Source organism: Bradyrhizobium sp. USDA 4532 (assembly GCF_024171315.1).
GTDB lineage: Bacteria > Pseudomonadota > Alphaproteobacteria > Rhizobiales > Xanthobacteraceae > Bradyrhizobium > Bradyrhizobium australafricanum.
The window spans coordinates 5802557-5823512 of record NZ_JALJZN010000001.1 but is presented as its reverse complement, the minus strand read 5'-3'; the positions used below and the strand labels follow the sequence as shown (position 1 = coordinate 5823512).

Sequence of the window (20956 nt, the reverse complement as noted above, 5' to 3'; positions counted from 1 at the left end):
ATGGATGGCCGGGTCAGGCCCGGCCATGACGAGGGGTTACACCCGCATCGGCATCAGCACATAGAGCGCGCCCTTGCTGTCGCGGTCCTGCACAAGGGTCGGCGAGCCGGGATCGGCGAGCTTCAGCACTGCGACCTCACCCTCGATCTGGGCGGCGATGTCGAGCAGATAGCGCGAGTTGAAGCCGATATCGAGCGCGTCGGAGGCGTACTCGACCTCGAGCTCCTCGGTGGCGCTGCCGGAATCCGGGTTGGTGACCGAGAGCACCAGCTTGCCCGCGGACAGTGCGAGCTTCACCGCGCGGCCGCGTTCGCTGGAAATCGTCGAGACGCGGTCGACGGCGGCCTCGAAATCCTTCTTGTCGACGACGAGTTCCTTGTCGTTGTTCTGCGGAATGACGCGGCCGTAGTCCGGGAAGGTGCCGTCGATCAGCTTCGAGGTCAGCACCACGTTGCCGAGCGTAAAGCGGATCTTGCCGTCCGACAGCTCGATCGAGATCTCGGCGTCGTCGCCCTCGATCAGCCGCTGCACCTCGCCGACCGTCTTGCGCGGGACGATCACGCCGGGCATGCCGGTTGCGCCCTTGGGCAGCGCGAGGTCGATCTGCGCCAGCCGGTGACCGTCGGTCGCAACGCCGCGCAGGGTCGCCGCCTTGGCGCTGCCGGCCGCGTGCAGATAGATGCCGTTGAGGTAGTAGCGGGTCTCTTCGGTCGAGATCGCGAACTGGGTGCGGTCGATCAGGCGCTTGATGTCGGACGCCGGCAGCGAGAACGAATGCGTCATGTCGCCGGCGGCAAGGCCCGGGAAGTCGCTCTCGGGCAGCGTCTGCAGCGTGAAGCGCGAGCGGCCGGCACGCACGGCCAGCACCGAGCGGTCGCCGTCGGCTTCCAGCACGATCTGCGAGCCGTCGGGCAGCTTGCGGACGATGTCGTAGAACATGTGCGCGGGCACCGTGGTCGAGCCGGCGGTTCCGGTCTCGGCGGCCAAGGTCTCCGTCACCTCGAGGTCGAGGTCGGTCGCCTTCAGCGACAATTTGGCGCCCTCGGCGCGGATCAACACGTTGCCGAGGATCGGGATGGTGTTGCGGCGCTCGACCACGCGGTGAACGTGACCCAGCGATTTCAGGAGTTGCGCGCGCTCGACGGTGACCTTCATTGCAATACCCGCCAGATCCCTCAGATGGAAAAGCCGGGCGGCCGTTCAGGGCAGCACCGCGGCATTGGAAACCCGAAAAGCCGGATCAATACCGGATTTGATCAAACCCACGGGGGGACCGCAAGGTGGCGCGGATGGGCGGCCGGTGCAAGGGATACGGGCGTGAAACGAGCCCCGTTCCCCACGTTTTGGGTCGGAAAAAAGTTTGGCCCTCCCCTTTGGCGAGGGGAGGGCTATGGAACGATCCGGCCGGATGAAGCGGCCCTATTCCTGCAGCTGGCGCTTCAGCGATTCGACTTCCTCCGACAGCGCCGTGTCCTTGGCGACCAGTGCCTCAATCTTGCGCACGGCGTGCAACACCGTGGTGTGGTCGCGGCCGCCGAAGCGCCGGCCGATCTCCGGCAGCGAGCGCAAGGTCAGCGTCTTCGCCAGATACATCGCGACCTGGCGCGGGCGCACCACATTGGCGGTGCGGCGGGACGACAGCAAGTCGGAGCGGCTGACATTGTACTGCCGGGCGACTACGCGCTGGATGTCCTCGATCTTGATCCGCTTCGGCTCCTGCGGGCGGATCAGGTCGCGCACCTCGCGCTCGGCCATCTCCAGCGTCACCGGCTGGTTGTTGAGCTTGGAGTGCGCCAGCAGGCGATTGATCGCGCCTTCAAGGTCGCGGCCGTTATGGGTGATGGTGCGCGCCAGATAGTCGAGCACTTCCTCCGGTACATCGAAGCTCGCATGGTGGGCGCGGGCGGCGGCGACGCGCGACTTCAGGATGCCGAGCCGCAGCTCCTCGCCGAGCGAGCCCATCTCGACCACGAGGCCGCCCGCAAGTCGCGAGCGCACGCGGTCGTCGAGGCTTTCCAGATCCGACGGCGGACGGTCGGCAGCGATCACGACCTGGCGGCCGGCATCGATCAGCGCGTTCAGCGTGTGGCAGAACTCGGCCTGGGTCGACTTGCCCTGCAGGAACTGCAGATCGTCGATGACCAGCACGTCGATGCCGCGCAGGGCCTCCTTAAAGGCCAGCGCCGTCTGCGTCTTCAGCGCCGCGACGAAGCCGTACATGAACTTCTCGGCGGTGAGATACAGCACCTTGCGCTCGCCGCCGGAATTGCCGGCCCAGGTCACCGCCTGCAGCAGATGCGTCTTGCCGAGGCCGACGCCGGCATGAATGTAGAGCGGGTTGAACATCACGGGATCGCCGCGGCGACCTTCCGCGACCTGGCGGGCCGCCGCATGAGCCAGCGTGTTGGAACGGCCGACGACGAAGCTGGCGAAGGTCAGGCGCGGATCGAGCGGCGAGCCGCCAAGCGCGTCGTGGCTCGCGGACACCGGCGCGGTCGCAACCGAGCGCAGTTCAGGCACGAGCCTGCCGTCGGTGCGCTCGATGCGGCGCACTTCGATGGGCGCAACCGTTTCCTTCACCGGAGCCGTCGCGCGGATCGCCGAGCGCACGGTGAGGTCGATGCGATGCACTTCGGGCATCTCGGCCTGCCAGCAGGAGAGCACGCGTTCGGCATAGTGCGCCTGGATCCAGCTCTTGAGGAACCGGGTCGGAACCGACAGGTGCACACTCTCGTCGTGCACGCTCTCCAGATCCATCCGAGCGAACCAGCTCGTGTAGACGTCCTCGCCAACGCTCGTCCGCAAACGTCCCTTCACCCGCGACCAGCGATCCTGTTCCGTGTTCGTCATAGCCTTCGTACTTCCAAGTCTGAGAGATAATCGTTGCGAAAGCGCCGTGCAGGTTTTCCTGCCGCGGCGCGACCTCTAGCGGGCGCGGTCTGCTCCGGACAAAGCTCTCTCGTGTGGCGTCCATGCGCCACCCGACAGATCAGCTGTTTGGAGAAGATGCGCCCCGCGAGGTCAGCGCGTACTCGACGGACGCTTCGGGTGGGAGCTGACGTCCGAGGGGTTGATTACGGCACCACTGGAAATTTGCGCTTCGGCTGTCGTTGGTTCGACTGCAGTGATGATACCGTAAGCCATATGACCTCCCCCTCCCGCCGCGACGTATCGCGGCAAGTTGTCAGCTTGCTCGTGTCTTCAAATTCGAACTGCTGCTACCGAACACCGAAATGCCCGGCGCTTCGCCGCCGCCGTGTCGTCGTCAACCCGTTCACTCGCTCCGCGTTCCCGCTGCCAGATTCCGACTGACGTCCTGGTCTCTCTTGTTCGATCCCCCAAATTGCCGGGGACATCGCCGGAGAATTTTTGACACAGGTCGTCTGTCCTCATATCGCTATGAGTTGTCAATCTAGCTTCGCTTGGAAAGCGTCGCTAACGCACACACCGCCGCCGATTTGTGCGTCCGCCCCTGGGTCTCAAACCGCGCTGATCTGGAGAGCCGTGGGCGTCGCGAACAAGAAATAAATACACCAAGCTGATTTTCTGACAATCCGTGGATTCGACGGGGATCGAGACTCTTCGCGACTGTTGCGGCGTTGCCGATGCTGAGTTGCGAAAGCAAGTTTTTGAATCAGCGCACAGATTCACGCGTGTCACAAACGACGGTGCAATACCAAAAATTTTTCATAGAAAATTTACATTTGGTCTCGCGCCGGTCATTTTTCCAATCGCTGTTCGGCGCTATGTGCATAAGTAATTCGCGAGACGTCATTTTTCTCGATTACTTTTGCAGGGTAACCCCGCTTCGCAAGTTTCGTCCGCGAAATGCTCGCGCGCTATTCCATCTATCTAGCTTAGCGAAGAACAATCTGTGGGCGAGTGCGGCGCGTTTAGCATGTCGAGCCGGTAGAACTACGGACGCGACGAAACATGACACGCAGTTCGTTGCGCGGCAACGCGAAGTGTTCTCGCGCTATGAAACTTCCACGACAAAAGTCGAGACAAAAACAAAAAGCCCGGCGCGAGCCGGGCTTCGTGACAAATGTGTTTTCCAGTCAGCTCTGGTGGCAAGCCGTTACTTCGCGAGCTTGGCGATGCTCTGCGTGAGGCGCGACACCTTACGGCTCGCGAGGTTCTTGTGAATGATGTTGCGCTGTGCTGCCTTCATCAGCTCGGGCTCAGCGCGGCTCATCGCCTTCAGTGCCGCCTCGCGGTCGCCGCTCTTGATCGCTTCCTCGACGGTGCGCACCGCGCCACGCATCTGCGTGCGGCGCGACTTGTTGACGATGGTGCGGCGGGCAATCTTGCGGGTCGCCTTCTTGGCGGAGGTGGTGTTGGCCATGGTTCTCTAACTGTCCTTCGGCGGTGATCGCTCGGTGGTCGGGCTTGCGCGCACCGGCCGGTTCAAATCTCAACTCTGATGTATTTGTCCAAGGTGGTTTTCTTGGGTGTCCTTGAGGCGGCCATGCGAAGAGCGCAAAATGCTGCCTCCGCATGCGACACTGTCCAAAGAACAGCGGCGGCAGGATTGCGCCCGCCGCCATCGGTCGGTCTTATAGATGGCGCGGGCTTAAGCGTCAACGCTTTCGGGACCCCAAAAGGGCCCGAAATCGTCCCTGCGGGGGCCGGATAAGCCGCTGAAGAGGTTGAATTTCCGGGGGGCGCCCGGTAAGGCCTGACGACGCGTGGGGCGCGACTGGGAGTTAGGGTGACGCATGATCCGCGGCTTTTTCCGTCTGATCGGCCTTCTGCTGCTGGCCGGCAGCTTCATCTTCATGGTCTATGACGGGGCCCGCTACGTCGCCGACCAGAGCCTGCGGTTCACCCAATTCGGCCAGTTCTGGAACGACATCCACCAGTCGAGCCAGCAGGCATTCCATGCCTGGGTGGATCGCTTCGCGCCCTGGCTCTGGAATGACGTGATCCGCCTGCTTCTGGAGCAGCCGGTATTCGCGGTGCTCGGCATTGCCGGCATCCTGCTGATGATCCTGTTCCGGCCGCGTAAGCCCCTGATCGGCTACGCGCGCGACTGACTTGTCGGCAGCCCTCCTTGGCTGCACCGCCCCGTAACGGGGCTGCCATCATCCGCGTAAGGACATATATAGGTGACAGCCGGCCCGCAGGCCGTTGCCGCGTCGGCCGATGTCCCGCCTGGAGGTGTCCATGTTGTTCATGCGCAAGACCACTGCGTTGCCAAGCGCCGCCGAGGCGTTGCCGGGCCGCGCGACGCCGATCCCGACCGCGATCACCCATTTCGTCAATGGCAGCAAGTTGCAGCCGCCTTATCCGCAAGGCCTCGAGCAGGCGGTGTTCGGGCTCGGCTGCTTCTGGGGCGCGGAGCGCAAGTTCTGGGAACTCGGCGAGGGGATCTACACCACCGCGGTCGGCTATGCCGGCGGCCACACGCCGAACCCGACCTATGAGGAAGTATGCTCGGGGCGCACCGGCCACACCGAAGTGGTGCTGGTCGTGTTCGACCCGAAGAAGATCTCCTACGAGAGGCTGCTGAAGACGTTCTGGGAGAACCACAACCCGACGCAGGGCATGCGCCAGGGCAACGACATCGGCACGCAATATCGCTCCGCGATCTACACGTTCAGCGACGCGCAGCGCAAAGCCGCCGATGAGTCGCAGGCGATGTATCAGAAGGCGCTTGCCGCCAAGGGCCTCGGCGCCATCACCACCGAGGTCGCGCCAGCCGGTGAATTCTACTTCGCCGAGGACTATCACCAGCAATACCTCGCCAAGAATCCGGCGGGCTATTGCGGGCTCGGCGGCACCGGCGTGTCCTGCCCGATCGGCGTCGGCGTCACCGCCTGATCGTCTTGTTGAGAAAGAGCTCGCTCTGGAAAGCCGGTTTTGCGCTCTTCCCGGGCACGGCTCCAAGCCAATGGGAGGCCGGCTGTTCCGGCCTCCCGCTCGATCCTCGAAAACCCTTTGTTAACCATAAGTGGTGCAAGACTGGGCCTGTCTCGCCGTTGAGGGATAGGTCCGGTGCCGGTTGCACGCGCGTTACGATTGCCGATCACTGCCGTTGTGGCTGCGCTCGCGCTGTCTGGTTGCATGAGCACGTCCGGTCCCGTCGCCGTCGGCCCGCAAGGCGTCGATGCCGTCACCTACGGCCCGGCCTACGCACCCGCTCCGGTTGCCGATGCAGGCGGCGGCGGTGCGATCAGCGCATTGCGTTCCGCCTTCGCCAGCACGTCCCCTGGTTATGGCTATGCCGCACCGGCCGCCGCCCCGGTCGTCTATGCCGCCGCCTCCCCGGGTGGACCCCCCGCCGGTTACGACAACGGCTATCACCTTGGCCCCGGCGACAAGCTTCGCGTGGTGGTCTACGGCCAGGAAGGCCTGACCAATTCCTATGCGATCGACGCCGCGGGCGCGATCACCATGCCGCTGATCGGCTCGGTGCCGGCACGCGGCCGCACGCCGGCCGGGCTTGCCGGCGAAATCTCGGCACGGCTGCGCAACGGCTATATCCGCGAGCCTTCGGTGGCGGTCGAGATCGAGTCCTATCGTCCGTTCTTCATCCTCGGCGAAGTCCAGGCCCCCGGCCAATATCCCTACGTGCCGAACATGACGGTCGAGAGCGCGGTCGCGATTGCCGGCGGCTTCTCGCCGCGTGCCCGCCGCGACAGCGTGACGCTGACCCACACCGATGCGTCCGGCTCCGGGCGCTTTGTGGTGCCGCTGGGCACGCCGATGAGCCCGGGCGATACGGTGTTCGTCGGCGAGCGCTGGTTCTGAAGAAGGACAGCGTCCTTTGTCATTCCGGGATGGTGCGTTAGCACCAGACCCGGAATCTCGAGATTCCCCGATGCGCAATTGCGCATCTGTGGTTCGATGCTGCGCATCGCCCCGGAGTGACGCTCACAGCGTCACTTCTTCAAATGCTTTGCGAAAAACTCCATGCTGCGCGGCCAGGCGATGTCGGCACTTGGCTTGTCGTAGCTGGCGCGCTCGTCGCAATGGAAGCCGTGCTGCGCGCCGGGATAGATGAAGACCTCGACCTCGGGCCGCTTCGACTTGATGGTCTCGACATCGCCCAAGGGAATGCCGGCATCCTTCTCGCCAAAATGCAGCTGCGTCGGTACCGCCGGCTTGTCGTCGGCGAAGCGCACGACGGCGCCGCCGTAATAGCCGACCGCGGCTGACAGCCCGGCCAGCTTGGTGGCGGCAGCATAGGCGACGCTGCCGCCGAGGCAGAAGCCGATGATGCCGACCGGACCGGCCGGCTTCGCCGCGTCGATCGCCGCCTGGCTGTCGCGCAGCATCGCGGCCCAGTCCGGATTGGCGACGAACTTCCGCGCCTCGGCGATCTCGTCGGGGGAATAGCCGCTCTGGAAGTTCGGCGTGATGCGGTCGAAGATCGAAGGTGCAACCGCGACATAGCCTTCCTTCGCCAGCCGGTCGCAGACCGAGCGGATGTGGTGATTGACGCCAAAAATCTCCTGGATCACGACGACCGCGCCCTTCGGCGCGCCGGCAGGATCGGCGCGGTAGGCGCCGAGTTCAAATCCGTCCGAAGCTTTGAGTTTGATGTCTTGTCCCATGGTCCATCCTTGTCAGTTTGGGGGGTGCATGAAGCTCTCGATGATGAGGCGCGATGACATCGTCGTCGCGCTTTGGCTCTTCGTTTGAACATGGCCGTTTCGGAAAACCGCTTCGCACTTTTCCGGACCATGCTCTAGCGCCACATCCAGTTCTCGCCCCAGTCGGCCTTCCAGCCGGTCAGCCGGTGTTTGCGGAATTGCAGGAAGAGGCGGTCGTGGTGCGGAAACAGCCCGCTGCCGCCGAGGTCGCGGAAGGTCAGGAAGATCTCGTTGCCGGGCCGTCCGCTGACATAGGTGAAAGGCGTGCCGAGCGCGCGCTGCGCGTCCGCAACGCCCATGCCGAACACCAGCGGCGTGGTGTTCGACAACGTCGCAGTGAAAGTGGACGGGGCTGTGACGAACGGCAGCTTCTGCGCGCTCGCCCCTGTCGTCGCCGCAGTCAGCAACAAGGCAACGGCGATTGTCTTCATGGCGCGGGCTTTCCCGGCGCGCCGGCTTCAAGGCCATCCAGGAACGGCAGCACCGCGGCGATGAAGGCCTGCGGCTGGTCGATGTTGACGGCATGGCCGGCGTTCGGAATCACCGCCTTCCGCGCCCCGGGGATTTTTGCCGCCATGTAGTCGGACGCCGCCAGGAACGGCGTGTCGTCGGCGCCGACCACAACCAGTGCTGGCACCTGGATCCCGGGCAGCGATTCGATCACCCGTGCATCGCGCTGTGCCAGCATGCCGCGCGCGGCGAGCGCGAGGCCCCTGGCGTTGCGATGGGTGACCGACGCGCGCTCGGCGCTCAACGATCTAAGCACCTCGAGCCCTTCGCGGTCGAAGCGGTCGCCGGTCTCGCGGGCGCGCTTGTTCCAGACCTCACGGGCGTCGTCCTTCTTGAAGCCCGGACCGGTGTCGATGATCAGCAGCGCCCGCACCCGCTCCGGATGGGCGCGATGAAAGGCGAGCGACATGTAGCCGCCGAGCGACAGCCCGCCGACGATCGCCTTGTCGGCGCCGGCGGCGTCGAGCAGAGCGGCGATGTCGCCGACCGTCAGCGCTTCGCTATAGGCATCGGAATCGTCGGGATAGTCGGACTGGCCGTGCCCGCGCATGTCCCACAGGATCAGCTTGTGCCGTTGCGACAGCGCCTCGATCTGGCCCTGCCACATCGCCGAGGTCGAGGAATAGCCGTGGGTCAGGATCAGCGGCGGGCCATTGCCGTGAACCTCGTAGTAGATCTCGACGCCGTTGCGGTTGAGCTTGGCCATTGACGGGCTCCTTGTGTTTCTCTTGCCGCTGTCATCGGACGGCGTTGCCGGTGCTTGCTGCCGACGCTTTGAGCAAGCGCCTGGCGATTAGACACGAACGCTGGCATTCCAAAAAGCGTCATGCCGTTGCCGCATCGCACAACAGGCATCTTCGGAAATTTATTCTTTTCGAGCAATTCCAAATTGGATTGCCTCCAGCCGGGAACCGGATCATTGTTTCGGCAACTGTCGCTTACCCGGTGGGCGCCGGCCAAGACCCAACAGTGAGTTGCCGCCGTAAGCGGCTTCCTACACCGGAAGGGGAGAGAGATGCCAAATCTCAATATCAACGGACGGAATATGTCCGTCGAGGCGGCCAATGACACGCCGCTGCTTTGGGTCATCCGCGAGCAATTGCAGATGACGGGCACCAAATTCGGTTGCGGCGCCGGTCTGTGTGGCGCCTGCACGGTTCACGTCAACGGCGAAGCGGTGCGGTCCTGCCAGACCTCGGTCGCCGACGCCGTCGGCAAGAAGATCACTACCATCGAAGGCCTCTCCGCCAAGGGCGATCATCCCTTGCAGAAGGCCTGGGTCGCCGAGCAGGTGCCGCAATGCGGCTACTGCCAGTCCGGCCAGATCATGCAGGCGGCGGCACTGCTGTCGAAGAACACCAACCCGACCAAGGAAGAAGTGGTCGCGCATATGGACGGCAACCTCTGCCGTTGCATGACCTATTCACGAATCCAGAAGGCGATCATGCGCGCTGCGTCCGACATGCGCACCGCATCGGCCACCGGATCCGAGCGGAGGGCCACATGAACAAGCACGTGAAAAACCTCGCGCCAGAGACGACCGATCTCAGCCGCCGTTCCTTCCTGGTCGGCACCGCTGCAACCGGCCTCGTGCTCGGCTACGCTGGGTCCGGCATCGATCAGGCGCTCGCGGCACCCGCGCCCGCCAACTTCGAGCCGAGCGTCTGGTATTCGATCGCGCCCGACGGTCTCGTCACCGTGACCTGCGGCAAGGCCGACATGGGCCAGCACGTCGCCTCGACCATGGCGCAGATCGTGGCCGAAGAGCTCGGCGCGAACTGGAAGGACATGCGGGTTCAACTCGCCTCCAACGATCCGAAGTTCAACGATCCCGTGCTGGGCGCGCAGATCACCGGCGGCAGCTGGTCGACGATGATGAACTTCGACGCGATGAGCCGCGCCGGCGCAGCCGGCCGCATTGCATTGACCGAGGCGGCGGCGGCCTCCATGGGCGTGCCGGCCGGCGAGCTGGTGGTACGTGACTCCAGGATCAGCCATGCGAAGTCGAAGAAGTCGATGTCGTTCGCCGAAGTGGTGAAGAGCGGCAAGGCGACCAAGACCTTCACGGCGGATGATCTGAAGGCGATCAAGCTCAAGACGCCCGACCAGTACACGATGATCGGCGTCTCGGTGCCGCAACTCGACATCCCGTCGAAGACCAACGGCACGGCCAAGTACGGCATCGACGTGATGGTGCCGGGCATGGTCTACGGCGCGCTGGTTACCCCACCGGTGCGTTACGGCGCCACCGTGAAGTCGGTCGACGATAGCGCGGCCAAGAAGCTGCCCGGCTTCATCAAGGCCGTCACCCTCGACGACAAGACCACAACCACGACCGGCTGGGTCGTCGCGGTCGCCAACACCTATGCGCAGGCGAAGAAGGCCGCGGCGGCGCTGAAGATCAGCTATGACGGCGGTCCGAACGCGAAGCTGTCGAGCGAATCGCTGCTCGCCGAGGCCAAGCGGCTTCAGGGACTGGACGATTCCGGCCAGTTCTTCGTCAAGGACGGTGATCCCAAGGCGGCCTTCGGATCGGCGGCCAGGGTGCTGGAGGCGGAATACACCACCAACATCAACATCCACGCGCCGATGGAGCCGATGAACGCCACCGCGGAGTTCAAGGGCGACATCCTGCACATCTATTCCGGCAACCAGTTCGCGACGCGCTCCGGCGCGATTGCGGCCGGCGCCGCCGGGATCGATCCGAAGTTCGTGGTGATGCACCAGATGTGGCTGGGCGGCGGTTTCGGCCGGCGTCTCGACGCCGACATGATGGTGCCCGCGGTGCAGGCGGCGAAGGCCGTCGGCAAGCCGGTCAAGGTCATCTACACGCGCGAAAACGACATGACGATGGATTTCTCGCGTCCGCTGACCTACCAGAAGGTGAAGGCCGGCATGGACGGCGACGGCAAGATCGTCGCGATGAGCCACGACGTGGTCTCGGCCTGGCCGACCGCGCGTTGGGGAATCCCCGATTTCCTCACACCGTCGGTCGACAAGAAGGGTCCGCTCGACTCCTTCACCGTGAACGGAGCGGACTTCTTCTACACCGTGCCCAACCACTATGTGCGGGCGATCAAGAACGAGATGGCGCACAACGCCACCCCGTCTGGTCAGCTCCGCTCGGTGGCGCCGGGCTGGACGTTCTGGGCGGTCGAAAGCATGATCGACGAGATTGCGCATGCGACCGGCAAGGACCCGGCGCAGCTGCGCATCTCGTTGCTCGACGGCAAGGGCAAGAATGACGGCGGCGCGCAGCGTCTCCGCAACACCTTGCTTGCTGCGATGGGCCTTGCCGGCTACGGCACCAAGCAGCTGCCCAAGGGCGAAGGCATGGGGGTGGCCTGCGTGTCGTCGCAGGAGCGCGCCACGGCGAGCTGGACCGCCTGCGTCGCCCATGTCGCGGTCGCCCCGTCGGGCGAGGTGACGGTGAAGAAGCTGACGGTTGCGACCGACGTTGGTACGCAGGTGAATCCCGACGGCATCCGGGCCCAGGTCGAGGGCGCGGCGCTGTGGGGCATGTCGCTGGCGCTGTTCGAGAAGGCGACGTTGAAGGACGGCGGCATCGAGCAGACCAACTTCGACAGCTACACGCCGCTTCGGATGAGCCAGCTGCCGGAAGTCGCGGTCAACGTCATCGCCAATGGCGAGAAGGCGACCGGCGTCGGCGAGCCCGCGGTGACGGTGGTGGCGCCGGCGATCGGCAACGCCGTCTTCAACGCGGTCGGTGCCCGCGTTCGCGGCCTGCCGATCACCGCGGAAGCCGTCAAGGCTGCGATGAAGGCGTAACGGCCTGAACGAACAAGAACGCCGGAGAGCACGAGTTCTCCGGCGTTTTTCTTTGCTTCGCGTGTCGGCCGGGCAGTGACGGCATCAACTTCGACGCCGCAAAAATTCATGATTCGCTGCCGATCTGCGCAACTGCATCGATTTCCGGCCGGCCTGATTTTGCTGGCGGATTCGGCGATCCCTCAAATTGTACCCATTGCGCTTAAGCGCCGTTCAGCATCCCCATTAAGTCGGAGGGAACGCATCGTCAGGTAGCGTCCCGGCGTCAGTCGTTACCGCGACGGGGATTTCATGACAGCCTTAGCCAACAACCAGACTTCGAAGCGCCGCCTCCTGCTGGCGTCAGATCGAAGCGATCAGAGCAACGAGCTCGCCAACATCCTGCGCTCGGTGGGCGAGGTCGATACCGTTCCGACCTCTGACATTCCCGAGCAGCCGGCCCGCGATCTCTCCGGCATCGTCGTCGACATCAATCTGCGCTCGCCCGAAGCCGTGCAACTCGTCCGCGCCAAGCTGCAGGCCGACGCCTATCGCGAGATGCCGCGGCTGTTCGTGCTGGCGGACGCCTTGCATCACGCCTCGATGCAGGCCTGGGCGCTCGGCGCCACCGACACGATCTCGCGGCCGTTCGATGCGCGCGGCATCCTGCAGCGCATCCGCGCCGCATTCCCCGACGACAGCGGCTATGACGAGACCGATCGCGGCAAGGCGCTCAACCGCGGCGTCGAAGCCGCGCACGGCGTGATGGTCAAGATGTTCGAGCGGATGCGCGCCGGGGAGCCGCTCAAGTTCGAGGACATCGTCGCCGCCGAGAACAAGATCCTCAAGGCGATCAAGCACAACTCGCTGCGCGAATGGCTGACCACGGTCGGCTGCCATCACCAGGAGACCTATCGCCATTGCCTGTTCGTGACCGGTTTTGCGGTTGCGTTCGCGCAGCACCTCGGCATGCGTGAGGACGATCAGCGCCGGCTCGCCCGCGCCGCGCTGCTGCACGACGTCGGCAAGGCCTTCGTCCCGGTCGCGCTGCTCGACAAGCCCGGGGCCTTGACGGTGGAGGAAATGGCCGAGATGCGCGAGCATCCGCGCCGCGGCTACGAGGCGCTGTCCGCGCAGGGCGGCTTCCCGCCGGAAATGCTCGACGTGATCCTGCATCACCACGAATTCCTCGACGGCACCGGCTATCCGAACGGCCTCAGCGGCAACCAGATCAGCGACATCGTCCGCGTCACCACGATCGTCGACGTCTATGCCGCTTTGGTCGAGAAGCGCGCCTACCGCCTGCAGTTCACCCACGCCAAGGCGTTCTCCATGATGGAGGAGATGGGCGGCAAGCTCGACCAGCAATTGCTGCAGGCGTTCCGCCCGGTGGCGTTCGGGCACTATTGAGTCCTCAACCCCATCATTGCTACGTCGCTTCGTCGTCGCAATGCCGGCTGAGGCGACGGCTCTAGCCAATCAACGCAAGTCGTGCTCCTTACCTCCGCCTAGATTCCGGTGATCATCGGCAGGACCGATGCTCCGACGGGTGAGGACGATCATGGATACGGCAACGACCGGGGATTTCGACATCCCCGCCGACATCGCGGCAACCCTCGTCGATCCCGTCGCCTATGCGGACGACCGCATCCACGACAGCTATCGTTGGCTGCGCGCCAACAACCCGCTCGGCATCGCGCGGCCCGAGAAGTTCGACCCGTTCTGGGTGGTGACCAAGCACGCGCATATCCAGGCGATCAGCCGGCAGAACGAGCTGTTCCACAACGCCGATCGGCCGACCACCCTGACGACGCAGGCGCTCGAGGAGCGCGTTCGCAAGATCACGGGCGGGCCCAATTTGGTGCGCTCGCTGGTGCAGATGGACGCGCCCGATCACCCGAAATATCGCGCGCTGACGCAAGGCTGGTTCATGCCGGCCAATCTCGGCAAGTTCGAGGCCCGCGTCCGCGAGATCGCGCGCGCCACGGTGCAACGCATGCTCGCGAGGGGCGGCGCCTGCGACTTCGTCGAGGATGTCGCGCTCGGCTATCCGCTGCACGTCATCATGGAGATCCTCGGCGTGCCCGAGGCGGACGAGCCGCGCATGCTCAAGCTGACGCAGGAACTGTTCGGGCCGCAGGATCCCGACACCGCGCGCGTCCGCGACGCGCTGAGCGCGGAGCAGGTCTCCGCGATGTTGCAGGCGATCATCGCCGACTTTTCCGCCTACTTCCGCAAGATCACCGAGGATCGCCGCCAGCACCCGCGCGACGATCTCGCCACCGTCATCGCCAACGCGAAGATCGGCGGCGAGTACATGCCGGAGCACGATCAGACCAGCTATTACATGATCGTCGCGACGGCGGGCCACGACACCACCTCATCCTCGACCGCCGGCGCGATCTGGGCGCTGGCCAGGGACCCCGCGGAATTCGCCAAGGTGAAGGCCAATCCGGACCTGATTCCGGGCCTGGTCGACGAGTCGATCCGCTGGATGACGCCGGTCAAGCATTTCATGCGCTCGGCCACCGCGGATACCGAGCTCGGCGGCCGCAAGATCGCCAAGGGCGACTGGCTGATGCTGTGCTACGCCTCGGGCAATCGCGACGAGGAGGTGTTCGAGGACCCCGATCGCTTCCGCAGCGACCGCAAGCCCAACCGCCATGTCGCGTTCGGCTATGGCGCGCATCTCTGTCTCGGTCAGTACCTCGCCAAGCTCGAGATGCGCATCCTGTTCGAGGAGCTGCTGCCGCACCTGAAGTCGCTGTCGCTCGACGGCGAGGTGAAGATGACGCAGGCCTATTTCGTCAACGGCCCGAAGAAGCTGCCGATCCGGTTCGAGGTGAATTGAGTACTTGTCCTTCCGGGATGGTTCGAAGGACCAGGCCCGGAATCTCGAGATTCCGGGTTCGATACTAACGCATCGCCCCGGAATGACGCGATCAAGTCCGCCTCACTCCACCATCTTCCTGAGCTCCGCCTTCGCGACCTTCTCCAGCGTCGACCGCGGCATCTCGTCGACGAAACGGATTTCGCGCGGCAACTTGAAGTCGGCGAGGCCTGCGCGACAAGCGGCCATGACGTTGTCGTGGAGGTCGACGGGCAGCTTGGCGACGCCGGCCTGCGGGATGATGAAGACGACCGGCACCTCGTCCAGCATCGGATGCTTCTTCGCCACCACGGCGGCTTCGCGTACGCCCGGCACCACCGCGATCACCTGTTCGATCTCGGAGGCCGCGACATTCTCGCCGCCGACCTTCAGCATGTCCTTGGAGCGGTCGCCGAACTTGACGTAGCCGCGCTCCAGCATCGTGACGCGGTCGCCGGTGATGAAGTAGCCGAGCTCGTCGAAGCTTTCCCGCGTGGCCTTTTCGTTGTGCAGATATTCGGCGAACAGCGACAGGCCCGGGATGCCCTTGATCAGGAGGTTGCCGGTCTCGCCGACGCCGGTCGGCGCGCCGTCGTCATTGACGATGCGGATTTCGTATTCCGGCGCGGCGCGGCCGATCGACATCGGCGTGTTGGGCTGATCGACCTCGCCGATGATGCCGTGGGTGATGGTCTCGGTCATGCCCCACCAGCCGATGATCTTGATGCCGAACATCGCGAATGCCGGCGGCTCGTTCACGGCAGTGCCCCAGAGCCGGAATTTGTGCTTCTTCGGCACCTCGTGCTCCAGCAGCGCCTTCATGCAGAACGGGATCGTCGAGGTCCAGGTCGAGCCATGCTCGAGCGCCACCGGCCAGAAGCGGCTCGCCGAGAAGCGTGGCTGGATCACGCAGGTGCCCCCGACCCACAGGCTCGCCAGCATCGAATAGGCCAGCGCGTTGGTGTGAAACAGCGGCAGATAGGTCTGGTGCACGTCAAAGGCGTGCAGATCCTGATGCGCGGCGTTGATCTTGGCGCCCCACAGCGCGTTGGCGTGGGTCCACAGCACCGCCTTCGGCCGCGACGTGGTGCCGGAGGTGTATTGTACACTGCAGGGGGCGAGCGGATCGGTTGGGCGACGCGGCCGGTCGGCGCTGTCGGCAAACAGCGCGTCAAAACTGTCGCCGTGCGCGGGCGTTTGTGCCGGCGCTTGCCCGGCGTCGTGCGAGGTCACCGCGATCCAGCGCAGGCCCTTGCAGTTGGCTGATATCAGCTCGGCATAGGCCGGCTGGGTGATCGCGGCGACCGCGCCGCAATGGCCGCCGAAATATTCGATCTCGGCGGCGGCCGAGCGGGTGTTGGTGGTGACGGCGATGGCGCCGAGCTCGACGCAGGCGAACCACGACATGATCGCTTCGACGCAATTGTCGAGATGGATCAGGACATAGTCGCCCTGCCGGATGCCGCGCTTCGCAAGGCCCGCAGCCAGCGCGCCGACGCGCTCATGGAATTCGCCGTAGCTCCAGCGCCGTGCCGCCGTGTCGAACGGCGCCCAGATCAGGAATGGATGGTCGCGGCGCACTTCGGCGCGCATCCGCAGCAGCCAAGGCACGTCGAGCCCCGCAAACGGTCCCACGACGCCCGGCACTGCTTTTGAATTGCTCATATGTCCTCCCGCGCGGCCTTGCCGGCCGCCATTGATCTTGGTTGGAGCAGTTCTGCCATCGGCGTGCGCCGAGAGCAAATCGGGATCTGCAAAGCGGTTTTGCGCTGAAGCAATCTGTTCCGCCGCACGGAAGAGATCGATTTATTCGCGGCATCCGTCATCGGGCGCGCATTCGCACGCCGCGCCGGTTCGCAAGGACGAACGAAAGCTACGTCGCGTTCTTCTCGTACGACGAGATCTCGATCAGGCTGCCGTCGGGGTCGCGGCAATAGACCGAGCGCAGCGTGCCGCGCGCGCCCTGCTTGGCCACCGGGCCTTCCTCGATTCTGACGCCATTGGCCTTCAGATGTGCGACCACTTCCTCGGGCGTGCTCGAAGTGAGGAAGCAGAGATCGTCGCTGCCGGCCGCCTCGTGATCGGCGGTGAACCAGTCCACCTTGTCGGCATCGCGCGGCCGCACATTGATCTTCTGGTTGCCGAACACCAGCGAGGTGCGCGGTGTCTTGCCCTTGCCCGGGTCGAACACCTTCACCTCCATGCCGAGGATCCTGCTGTACCAGGCAACCGAGCGCACGACATCGGTGACGTTGATCACGAGATGGTCGAGCCCATTCACCTTGACGGACATGATCGATCCTCTTCGGTCCAGAGTGCTTTCGAGCGATGTGGTCGCCGGTTCTGGTGCGATCAGAGCCGAAGCTTAGTCTTTCGTCGCGGTCGGCGGCGCACGTGTCGCACTGGTCGCTTCAGGCATTGTTTGTTAAAACCGCGCCGCACGCAACGCAACAGAAACGGGCAGGGCGCCAAACCCTGCTGGATTGGGAGAAACTTCATGATTTCACGCCGTACCGCGCTGGGCCTGATCGGGTCGGGGATTTCGACATTCGCGATCGGCCGCGCTTCCGCTGCCGACTATCCGGCGCGGCCGGTGCGCTGGATCGTGGGTTATCCGCCGGGCGGCGCCACCGACATCATCGCGCGCCTGGTCGGGCAGCGGCTGTCGGAGAGGCTCGGGCAGCAATTCGTGATCGAGAACAAGCCGGGCGCCGGCAACAATATCGGCACCGAGGCAGCGATCAACGCCGAGCCGGACGGCTACACCGTGCTGCTGGTCAATCCGGCCAATTACATCAATGCCTCGCTTTACGCCAATCTGAAGTTCAACTTCGTGCGCGACGTCGCGCCGGTTGCTTCCTTCAATCGCGTGCCGAACGTGATGACCGTCAACAAGGACGTACCGGCCAAGACCGTCGCCGAGTTCATCGAATATGTGAAGGCCAATCCCGGCAAGGTGAACATGGCCTCTTCCGGCAACGGCACCTCGGTGCATCTCTCCGGCGAGATGTTCATGGCGATGACCGGCTGCAAGATGCAGCATGTGCCGTATCGCGGCGCCGCGCCCGCGATCACCGACATGCTCGGCGGCCAGGTGCAGGTGATCTTCGACAACATGCCCTCGATCATCCAGCACATCCGCTCCGGCGCGCTGCGCGCGCTGGCTGTGACGTCAACGGAGCGATCCTCGCAACTGCCCGATGTTCCGTCGGTTGCCGAAACCGTAAAGGGCTACGAGGCGAGCGCGCTGTTCGGCATGGGCGCGCCGAAGAACATGCCGAAGGAAGTTATCGCCAGGCTCAACACCGAGATCAACGCCGTACTCGCCGAACCCGACATGAAGAAGCGCCTGGTCGAGCTCGGCGGCGATCCGCTGATCCAGACGCCGGAAGCCTTCGGCAACGACATCAAGGCCGAAACCGACAAGTGGAAGAAGGTGGTCGAGTTCGCCGGCCTCAAGGTCGAGTAGGCCTCGCAAGAGGCGCGATGCTGGATCGCGCGGGACAAACGTGGCCCGCGTGGTACAGCCGGTCCCTGGCCGAAGCCGGTTTCGTCGGCCTTGACGCGGAATAAAATGACCTTCAGGAACCTTATCAAAGATGCCGCACCTGGCTAACTGCGGCGTCCGAGGAGCCGGATCATGCGCGCATCGGGATTGGCAATGCTTGTTCTGGGAACGATGACGCTCGCAGGCGCGGCGAGTATCACGCCCGCTTCCGCCGATCCTTATGACTACCCATGGTGCGCGCAGGGCCCGAGCCTGGGTTATCCCGGCGAATGCGCTTACCGGACCTACCAGCAATGCCTCGCGAGCGTGTCCGGCCGCTATCTCTATTGCGGCGAGAATCCGCGCTTTCTGTTCAGCGAACCGCCGCCGCCACCACCGGGCCGCTATCAGCGTCGGCACCGGACCGTTTATCCCGACTAGCGTTGCGGCATCACCGCAAGGCGGTCTGTCGCCACTGTTCCTGACGTTCGTCCCTCGCGTCGGGTCCATGCTGACGTGATCGTGAAGCCGCGCACTTGACGTCACGCCGTTTGCGCCTATACTAAACCACATGGTTAAGTATCAGGATGAGACGCTGGACCGCACCTTTGCGGCGCTTTCCGATCCCACCCGTCGCGCGCTGCTGGCGCGGCTCGGCGACCAGGAAAGCCTGTCGGTGAGCGAGCTGGCGCAGCCATTCGCGATGTCGCTGCCGGCGATCATGAAGCATCTCGACGTGCTCACCGATGCGGGTCTCGTCGCGCGCGAAAAGACCGGCCGCACGGTGGCGTGCCGGCTCACCGCACGGCCGATGGAGCAGGCGATGAACTGGCTCAATCGCTATGCGCAATTCTGGTCCGACAATCTCGATCGCCTTGCCGCCTTTGTGGAGGAAGAACCATGGCAAACCAATCCGCAGTCGCCGCCGACGCCGGCCTCGCCGCGCGCCCAAGCCTCACCCTCACGCGACGCCTCCGCGCGCGGCCGGAAAAAGTCTACGCCGCGTGGACCGAGCCGGAAAATCTAGCGCAGTGGTTCGGACCGGGTGGGGTCAAGCCGGCCACGACGCGTGCGGAGCTCGATGTCCGCGTCGGCGGACGCTATCGCATCGGATTCATCGGCACCAACGGCGAATATCACGAGGTCGGCGGCGTCTATCGTGAGGTGGTGCCGAACGAGAAGCTGGTGTTCAGCTGGGCCTGGCATTCGACGCCCGAACGCGAATCCGAGGTAACGATATCGATCAAGCCCGATGCCGGCGGTACGTTGCTCACCTTCCATCACGCGCAGTTCGTCGATGAGACCGCCCGCGACAACCACCAGCGCGGCTGGACCGCATTCCTCGGCAATCTGGAAAGCTTCGTCGACGCCTGACCTGCAAAGGAGCATCCCATGCAACAGCACATGATCGTCTCGCGTGAAGAATGGATCGCAGCCCGCAAGGCGCTGATGGCCGGTGAGAAGGAACTGACCCAGGCCCGCGAAGCGCTCAGCCGGCAGCGCCGCGAACTGCCCTGGGTCAAGGTCGACAAGGACTATGTGTTCGACGGGCCGGGCGGCAAAATGACGCTCGGCGATCTCTTCATGGGCAGGCCGCAACTCGTGGTGCAGCATGTGATGTTCGCGCCGGAGTGGGACGCGGCGTGCAAGAACTGCTCGTTCTGGGCCGACGGTTTCGAGCGCATGGTTCCGCATCTCGCCGCGCGCGACACCACGATGATCGCGATCTCGCGGGCGCCGCTCGTCAAGCTCGACGCATTCAAGGCGCGGATGGGCTGGACCTTCGACTGGGTCTCCTCGGGAGAGAGCGACTTCAACTACGATTACGGCGTGTCGTTCACGCAAGCGCAGATCGATGCGGGGAACGCGAAATACAATTATGGAACGACGCCGCTCTATGGTCCCGAACTGCCCGGCATCAGCGTGTTCTTCCGCGATGAGACAGGGAGCGTGTTCCACACTTACTCGACCTTCGCGCGCGGCCTCGACATGATGAATGCCGCCTATCACTATCTCGACCTGACGCCACTCGGCCGCCACGAGGAAGGATTGCCCTATCCGATGGATTGGGTGCGGCTACGTGACCAGTACCAACCGGCGCCGGTTCAGGCATCCTGCTGTCACAGCTGATCGTCATTGCGAGGGGCTCGCGACAAAATTGCAGGGCAATTTTGCGTGGAAGCGACGAAGCAATCCATCTTCAGCGTTTGGAGAGATGGATTGCTTCGCTGGCGCTCGCAATGACAGGGAGCCCAAACAGCAGGAAACCGCCCAATGCCTTACGTCGATGGATTCATCGTCGCCGTGCCGAAGAAGAAACTCAAAGCCTATGCGCAACTCTCGAAGAAGGCCGGCAAGGTCTGGCGCGAGTATGGCGCACTGGATTATCGCGAATGGGTCGCCGACGACGTCAAGCCGGGCAAGCTGACCTCGTTTCCGCAGAGCGTGAAACTGAAGGCCGGCGAAACCGTCGTGTTTGCCTGGATCACCTACAAGTCGCGCGCCCAGCGCGACCGGATCAACGCCAAGGTGATGGCCGATCCGCGCCTGGCATCGATGAGCATGGGTGACGTGCCGTTCGACGGCAAGCGGATGATCTATGGCGGCTTCGCCAGCCTGGTGAAGGTCTGACGCGGCACGGTTTCGCCGCAATCCGCGCAGTAACCGGCTGTTAAATATCACGCTCGGCAAGCCGCGCGATGCCGCTTGCGTTTACTTGGTGAT

20 protein-coding genes and 1 pseudogene are annotated in these 20956 nt (G+C 64.2%); 13 read left to right on the top strand and 8 right to left on the bottom strand.

The features are described 5' to 3' along the window. Positions 1 to 36 precede the first annotated feature (36 nt). From dnaN to rpsT, 3 genes are all read right to left on the bottom strand, one after another. On the bottom strand, positions 37 to 1155 hold the full coding sequence (gene dnaN / locus J2R76_RS26815; RefSeq protein ID WP_074126563.1) for a DNA polymerase III subunit beta: 1119 nt from the start codon (positions 1153 to 1155) through the stop codon (positions 37 to 39). Between the two features lie 264 nt (positions 1156 to 1419). Continuing rightward, complete coding sequence (gene dnaA / locus J2R76_RS26810) at positions 1420 to 2850, bottom strand: chromosomal replication initiator protein DnaA (protein ID WP_253625189.1); 1431 nt, start codon at positions 2848 to 2850, stop codon at positions 1420 to 1422. Positions 2851 to 4078: 1228 nt separating this feature from the next. Continuing rightward, positions 4079 to 4345, bottom strand: a complete 267-nt coding sequence (gene rpsT / locus J2R76_RS26805) for a 30S ribosomal protein S20 (protein WP_057015335.1) — start codon at positions 4343 to 4345, stop codon at positions 4079 to 4081. Positions 4346 to 4718: 373 nt separating this feature from the next. Here rpsT and J2R76_RS26800 point away from each other — a divergent pair, with 373 nt between their 5' ends. The 3 genes from J2R76_RS26800 to J2R76_RS26790 all read left to right on the top strand — a co-directional run bounded on the left by J2R76_RS26800 (position 4719) and on the right by J2R76_RS26790 (position 6753). Next, on the top strand, positions 4719 to 5036 hold the full coding sequence (locus tag J2R76_RS26800) for a hypothetical protein (RefSeq protein WP_016842666.1): 318 nt from the start codon (positions 4719 to 4721) through the stop codon (positions 5034 to 5036). Between the two features lie 130 nt (positions 5037 to 5166). Further along, on the top strand, positions 5167 to 5823 hold the full coding sequence (gene msrA / locus J2R76_RS26795; protein WP_057015336.1) for a peptide-methionine (S)-S-oxide reductase MsrA: 657 nt from the start codon (positions 5167 to 5169) through the stop codon (positions 5821 to 5823). Between the two features lie 174 nt (positions 5824 to 5997). Continuing rightward, positions 5998 to 6753, top strand: coding sequence for a polysaccharide biosynthesis/export family protein (locus J2R76_RS26790; RefSeq protein WP_168856621.1), 756 nt, complete (start codon positions 5998 to 6000; stop codon positions 6751 to 6753). A 131-nt stretch (positions 6754 to 6884) separates the two neighbouring features. Here J2R76_RS26790 and J2R76_RS26785 read toward each other — a convergent pair whose 3' ends face one another. From J2R76_RS26785 to J2R76_RS26775, 3 genes are all read right to left on the bottom strand, one after another. Beyond that, the gene (locus J2R76_RS26785; protein WP_253625188.1) at positions 6885 to 7559 is read right to left on the bottom strand and encodes a dienelactone hydrolase family protein; all 675 of its coding nucleotides are present in this window, start codon (positions 7557 to 7559) and stop codon (positions 6885 to 6887) included. A gap of 134 nt (positions 7560 to 7693) precedes the next feature. Further along, positions 7694 to 8029: a hypothetical protein gene (locus J2R76_RS26780; protein ID WP_057015339.1), complete on the bottom strand. Its 336-nt coding sequence runs from the start codon at positions 8027 to 8029 to the stop codon at positions 7694 to 7696. Beyond that, positions 8026 to 8814 (bottom strand): alpha/beta fold hydrolase, encoded by a 789-nt coding sequence (locus J2R76_RS26775; RefSeq protein WP_057015340.1) that lies wholly within the window; start codon positions 8812 to 8814, stop codon positions 8026 to 8028. The genes J2R76_RS26780 and J2R76_RS26775 overlap by 4 nt, the downstream gene beginning before the upstream one ends. 309 nt (positions 8815 to 9123) lie before the next feature. Here J2R76_RS26775 and J2R76_RS26770 point away from each other — a divergent pair, with 309 nt between their 5' ends. The 4 genes from J2R76_RS26770 to J2R76_RS26755 all read left to right on the top strand — a co-directional run bounded on the left by J2R76_RS26770 (position 9124) and on the right by J2R76_RS26755 (position 14727). After that, positions 9124 to 9615: a (2Fe-2S)-binding protein gene (locus J2R76_RS26770; RefSeq protein ID WP_026192016.1), complete on the top strand. Its 492-nt coding sequence runs from the start codon at positions 9124 to 9126 to the stop codon at positions 9613 to 9615. Beyond that, positions 9612 to 11897, top strand: a complete 2286-nt coding sequence (locus tag J2R76_RS26765) for a molybdopterin cofactor-binding domain-containing protein (RefSeq protein ID WP_253625187.1) — start codon at positions 9612 to 9614, stop codon at positions 11895 to 11897. Before J2R76_RS26770 ends, J2R76_RS26765 begins: the two co-directional genes overlap by 4 nt. 291 nt (positions 11898 to 12188) lie before the next feature. After that, positions 12189 to 13286 carry an HD-GYP domain-containing protein gene (locus tag J2R76_RS26760; protein WP_076824550.1) on the top strand — a complete coding sequence of 366 codons (1098 nt, stop codon included), beginning with the start codon at positions 12189 to 12191 and terminating at the stop codon, positions 13284 to 13286. A 151-nt stretch (positions 13287 to 13437) separates the two neighbouring features. Further along, on the top strand, positions 13438 to 14727 hold the full coding sequence (locus J2R76_RS26755) for a cytochrome P450 (protein ID WP_076824552.1): 1290 nt from the start codon (positions 13438 to 13440) through the stop codon (positions 14725 to 14727). Positions 14728 to 14829: 102 nt separating this feature from the next. Here the strand turns inward: J2R76_RS26755 and J2R76_RS26750 are convergent, their stop codons facing one another. Both J2R76_RS26750 and J2R76_RS26745 read right to left on the bottom strand, forming a co-directional pair. Continuing rightward, a complete protein-coding gene (locus tag J2R76_RS26750; protein ID WP_253625186.1) occupies positions 14830 to 16410 on the bottom strand; it encodes an AMP-binding protein in 1581 nt (526 codons plus the stop codon). Between the two features lie 208 nt (positions 16411 to 16618). Beyond that, a complete protein-coding gene (locus J2R76_RS26745; protein WP_057015344.1) occupies positions 16619 to 17038 on the bottom strand; it encodes a VOC family protein in 420 nt (139 codons plus the stop codon). Positions 17039 to 17242: 204 nt separating this feature from the next. Between J2R76_RS26745 and J2R76_RS26740 the strand changes: the two genes are divergently transcribed. The 6 genes and pseudogenes from J2R76_RS26740 (at position 17243) to J2R76_RS26715 (ending at position 20863) form a co-directional block, all read left to right on the top strand. Further along, positions 17243 to 18214, top strand: coding sequence for a tripartite tricarboxylate transporter substrate binding protein (locus J2R76_RS26740; protein WP_057015345.1), 972 nt, complete (start codon positions 17243 to 17245; stop codon positions 18212 to 18214). 171 nt (positions 18215 to 18385) lie between these two features. Then, positions 18386 to 18673, top strand: a complete 288-nt coding sequence (locus tag J2R76_RS26735) for a DUF3551 domain-containing protein (RefSeq protein ID WP_076824556.1) — start codon at positions 18386 to 18388, stop codon at positions 18671 to 18673. A gap of 130 nt (positions 18674 to 18803) precedes the next feature. Next, on the top strand, positions 18804 to 19259 hold the full coding sequence (locus J2R76_RS26730; RefSeq protein ID WP_076824558.1) for a helix-turn-helix transcriptional regulator: 456 nt from the start codon (positions 18804 to 18806) through the stop codon (positions 19257 to 19259). Then, positions 19244 to 19606: pseudogene (locus tag J2R76_RS26725) on the top strand (SRPBCC domain-containing protein); the annotation flags it as partial. The gene J2R76_RS26730 and the pseudogene J2R76_RS26725, both read left to right, overlap by 16 nt. Before the next feature lie 18 nt (positions 19607 to 19624). Next, positions 19625 to 20362, top strand: coding sequence for a thioredoxin family protein (locus J2R76_RS26720; RefSeq protein WP_076824560.1), 738 nt, complete (start codon positions 19625 to 19627; stop codon positions 20360 to 20362). A 144-nt stretch (positions 20363 to 20506) separates the two neighbouring features. Next, positions 20507 to 20863 (top strand): DUF1428 domain-containing protein, encoded by a 357-nt coding sequence (locus J2R76_RS26715; protein WP_028335567.1) that lies wholly within the window; start codon positions 20507 to 20509, stop codon positions 20861 to 20863. Positions 20864 to 20956: the final 93 nt, after the last annotated feature.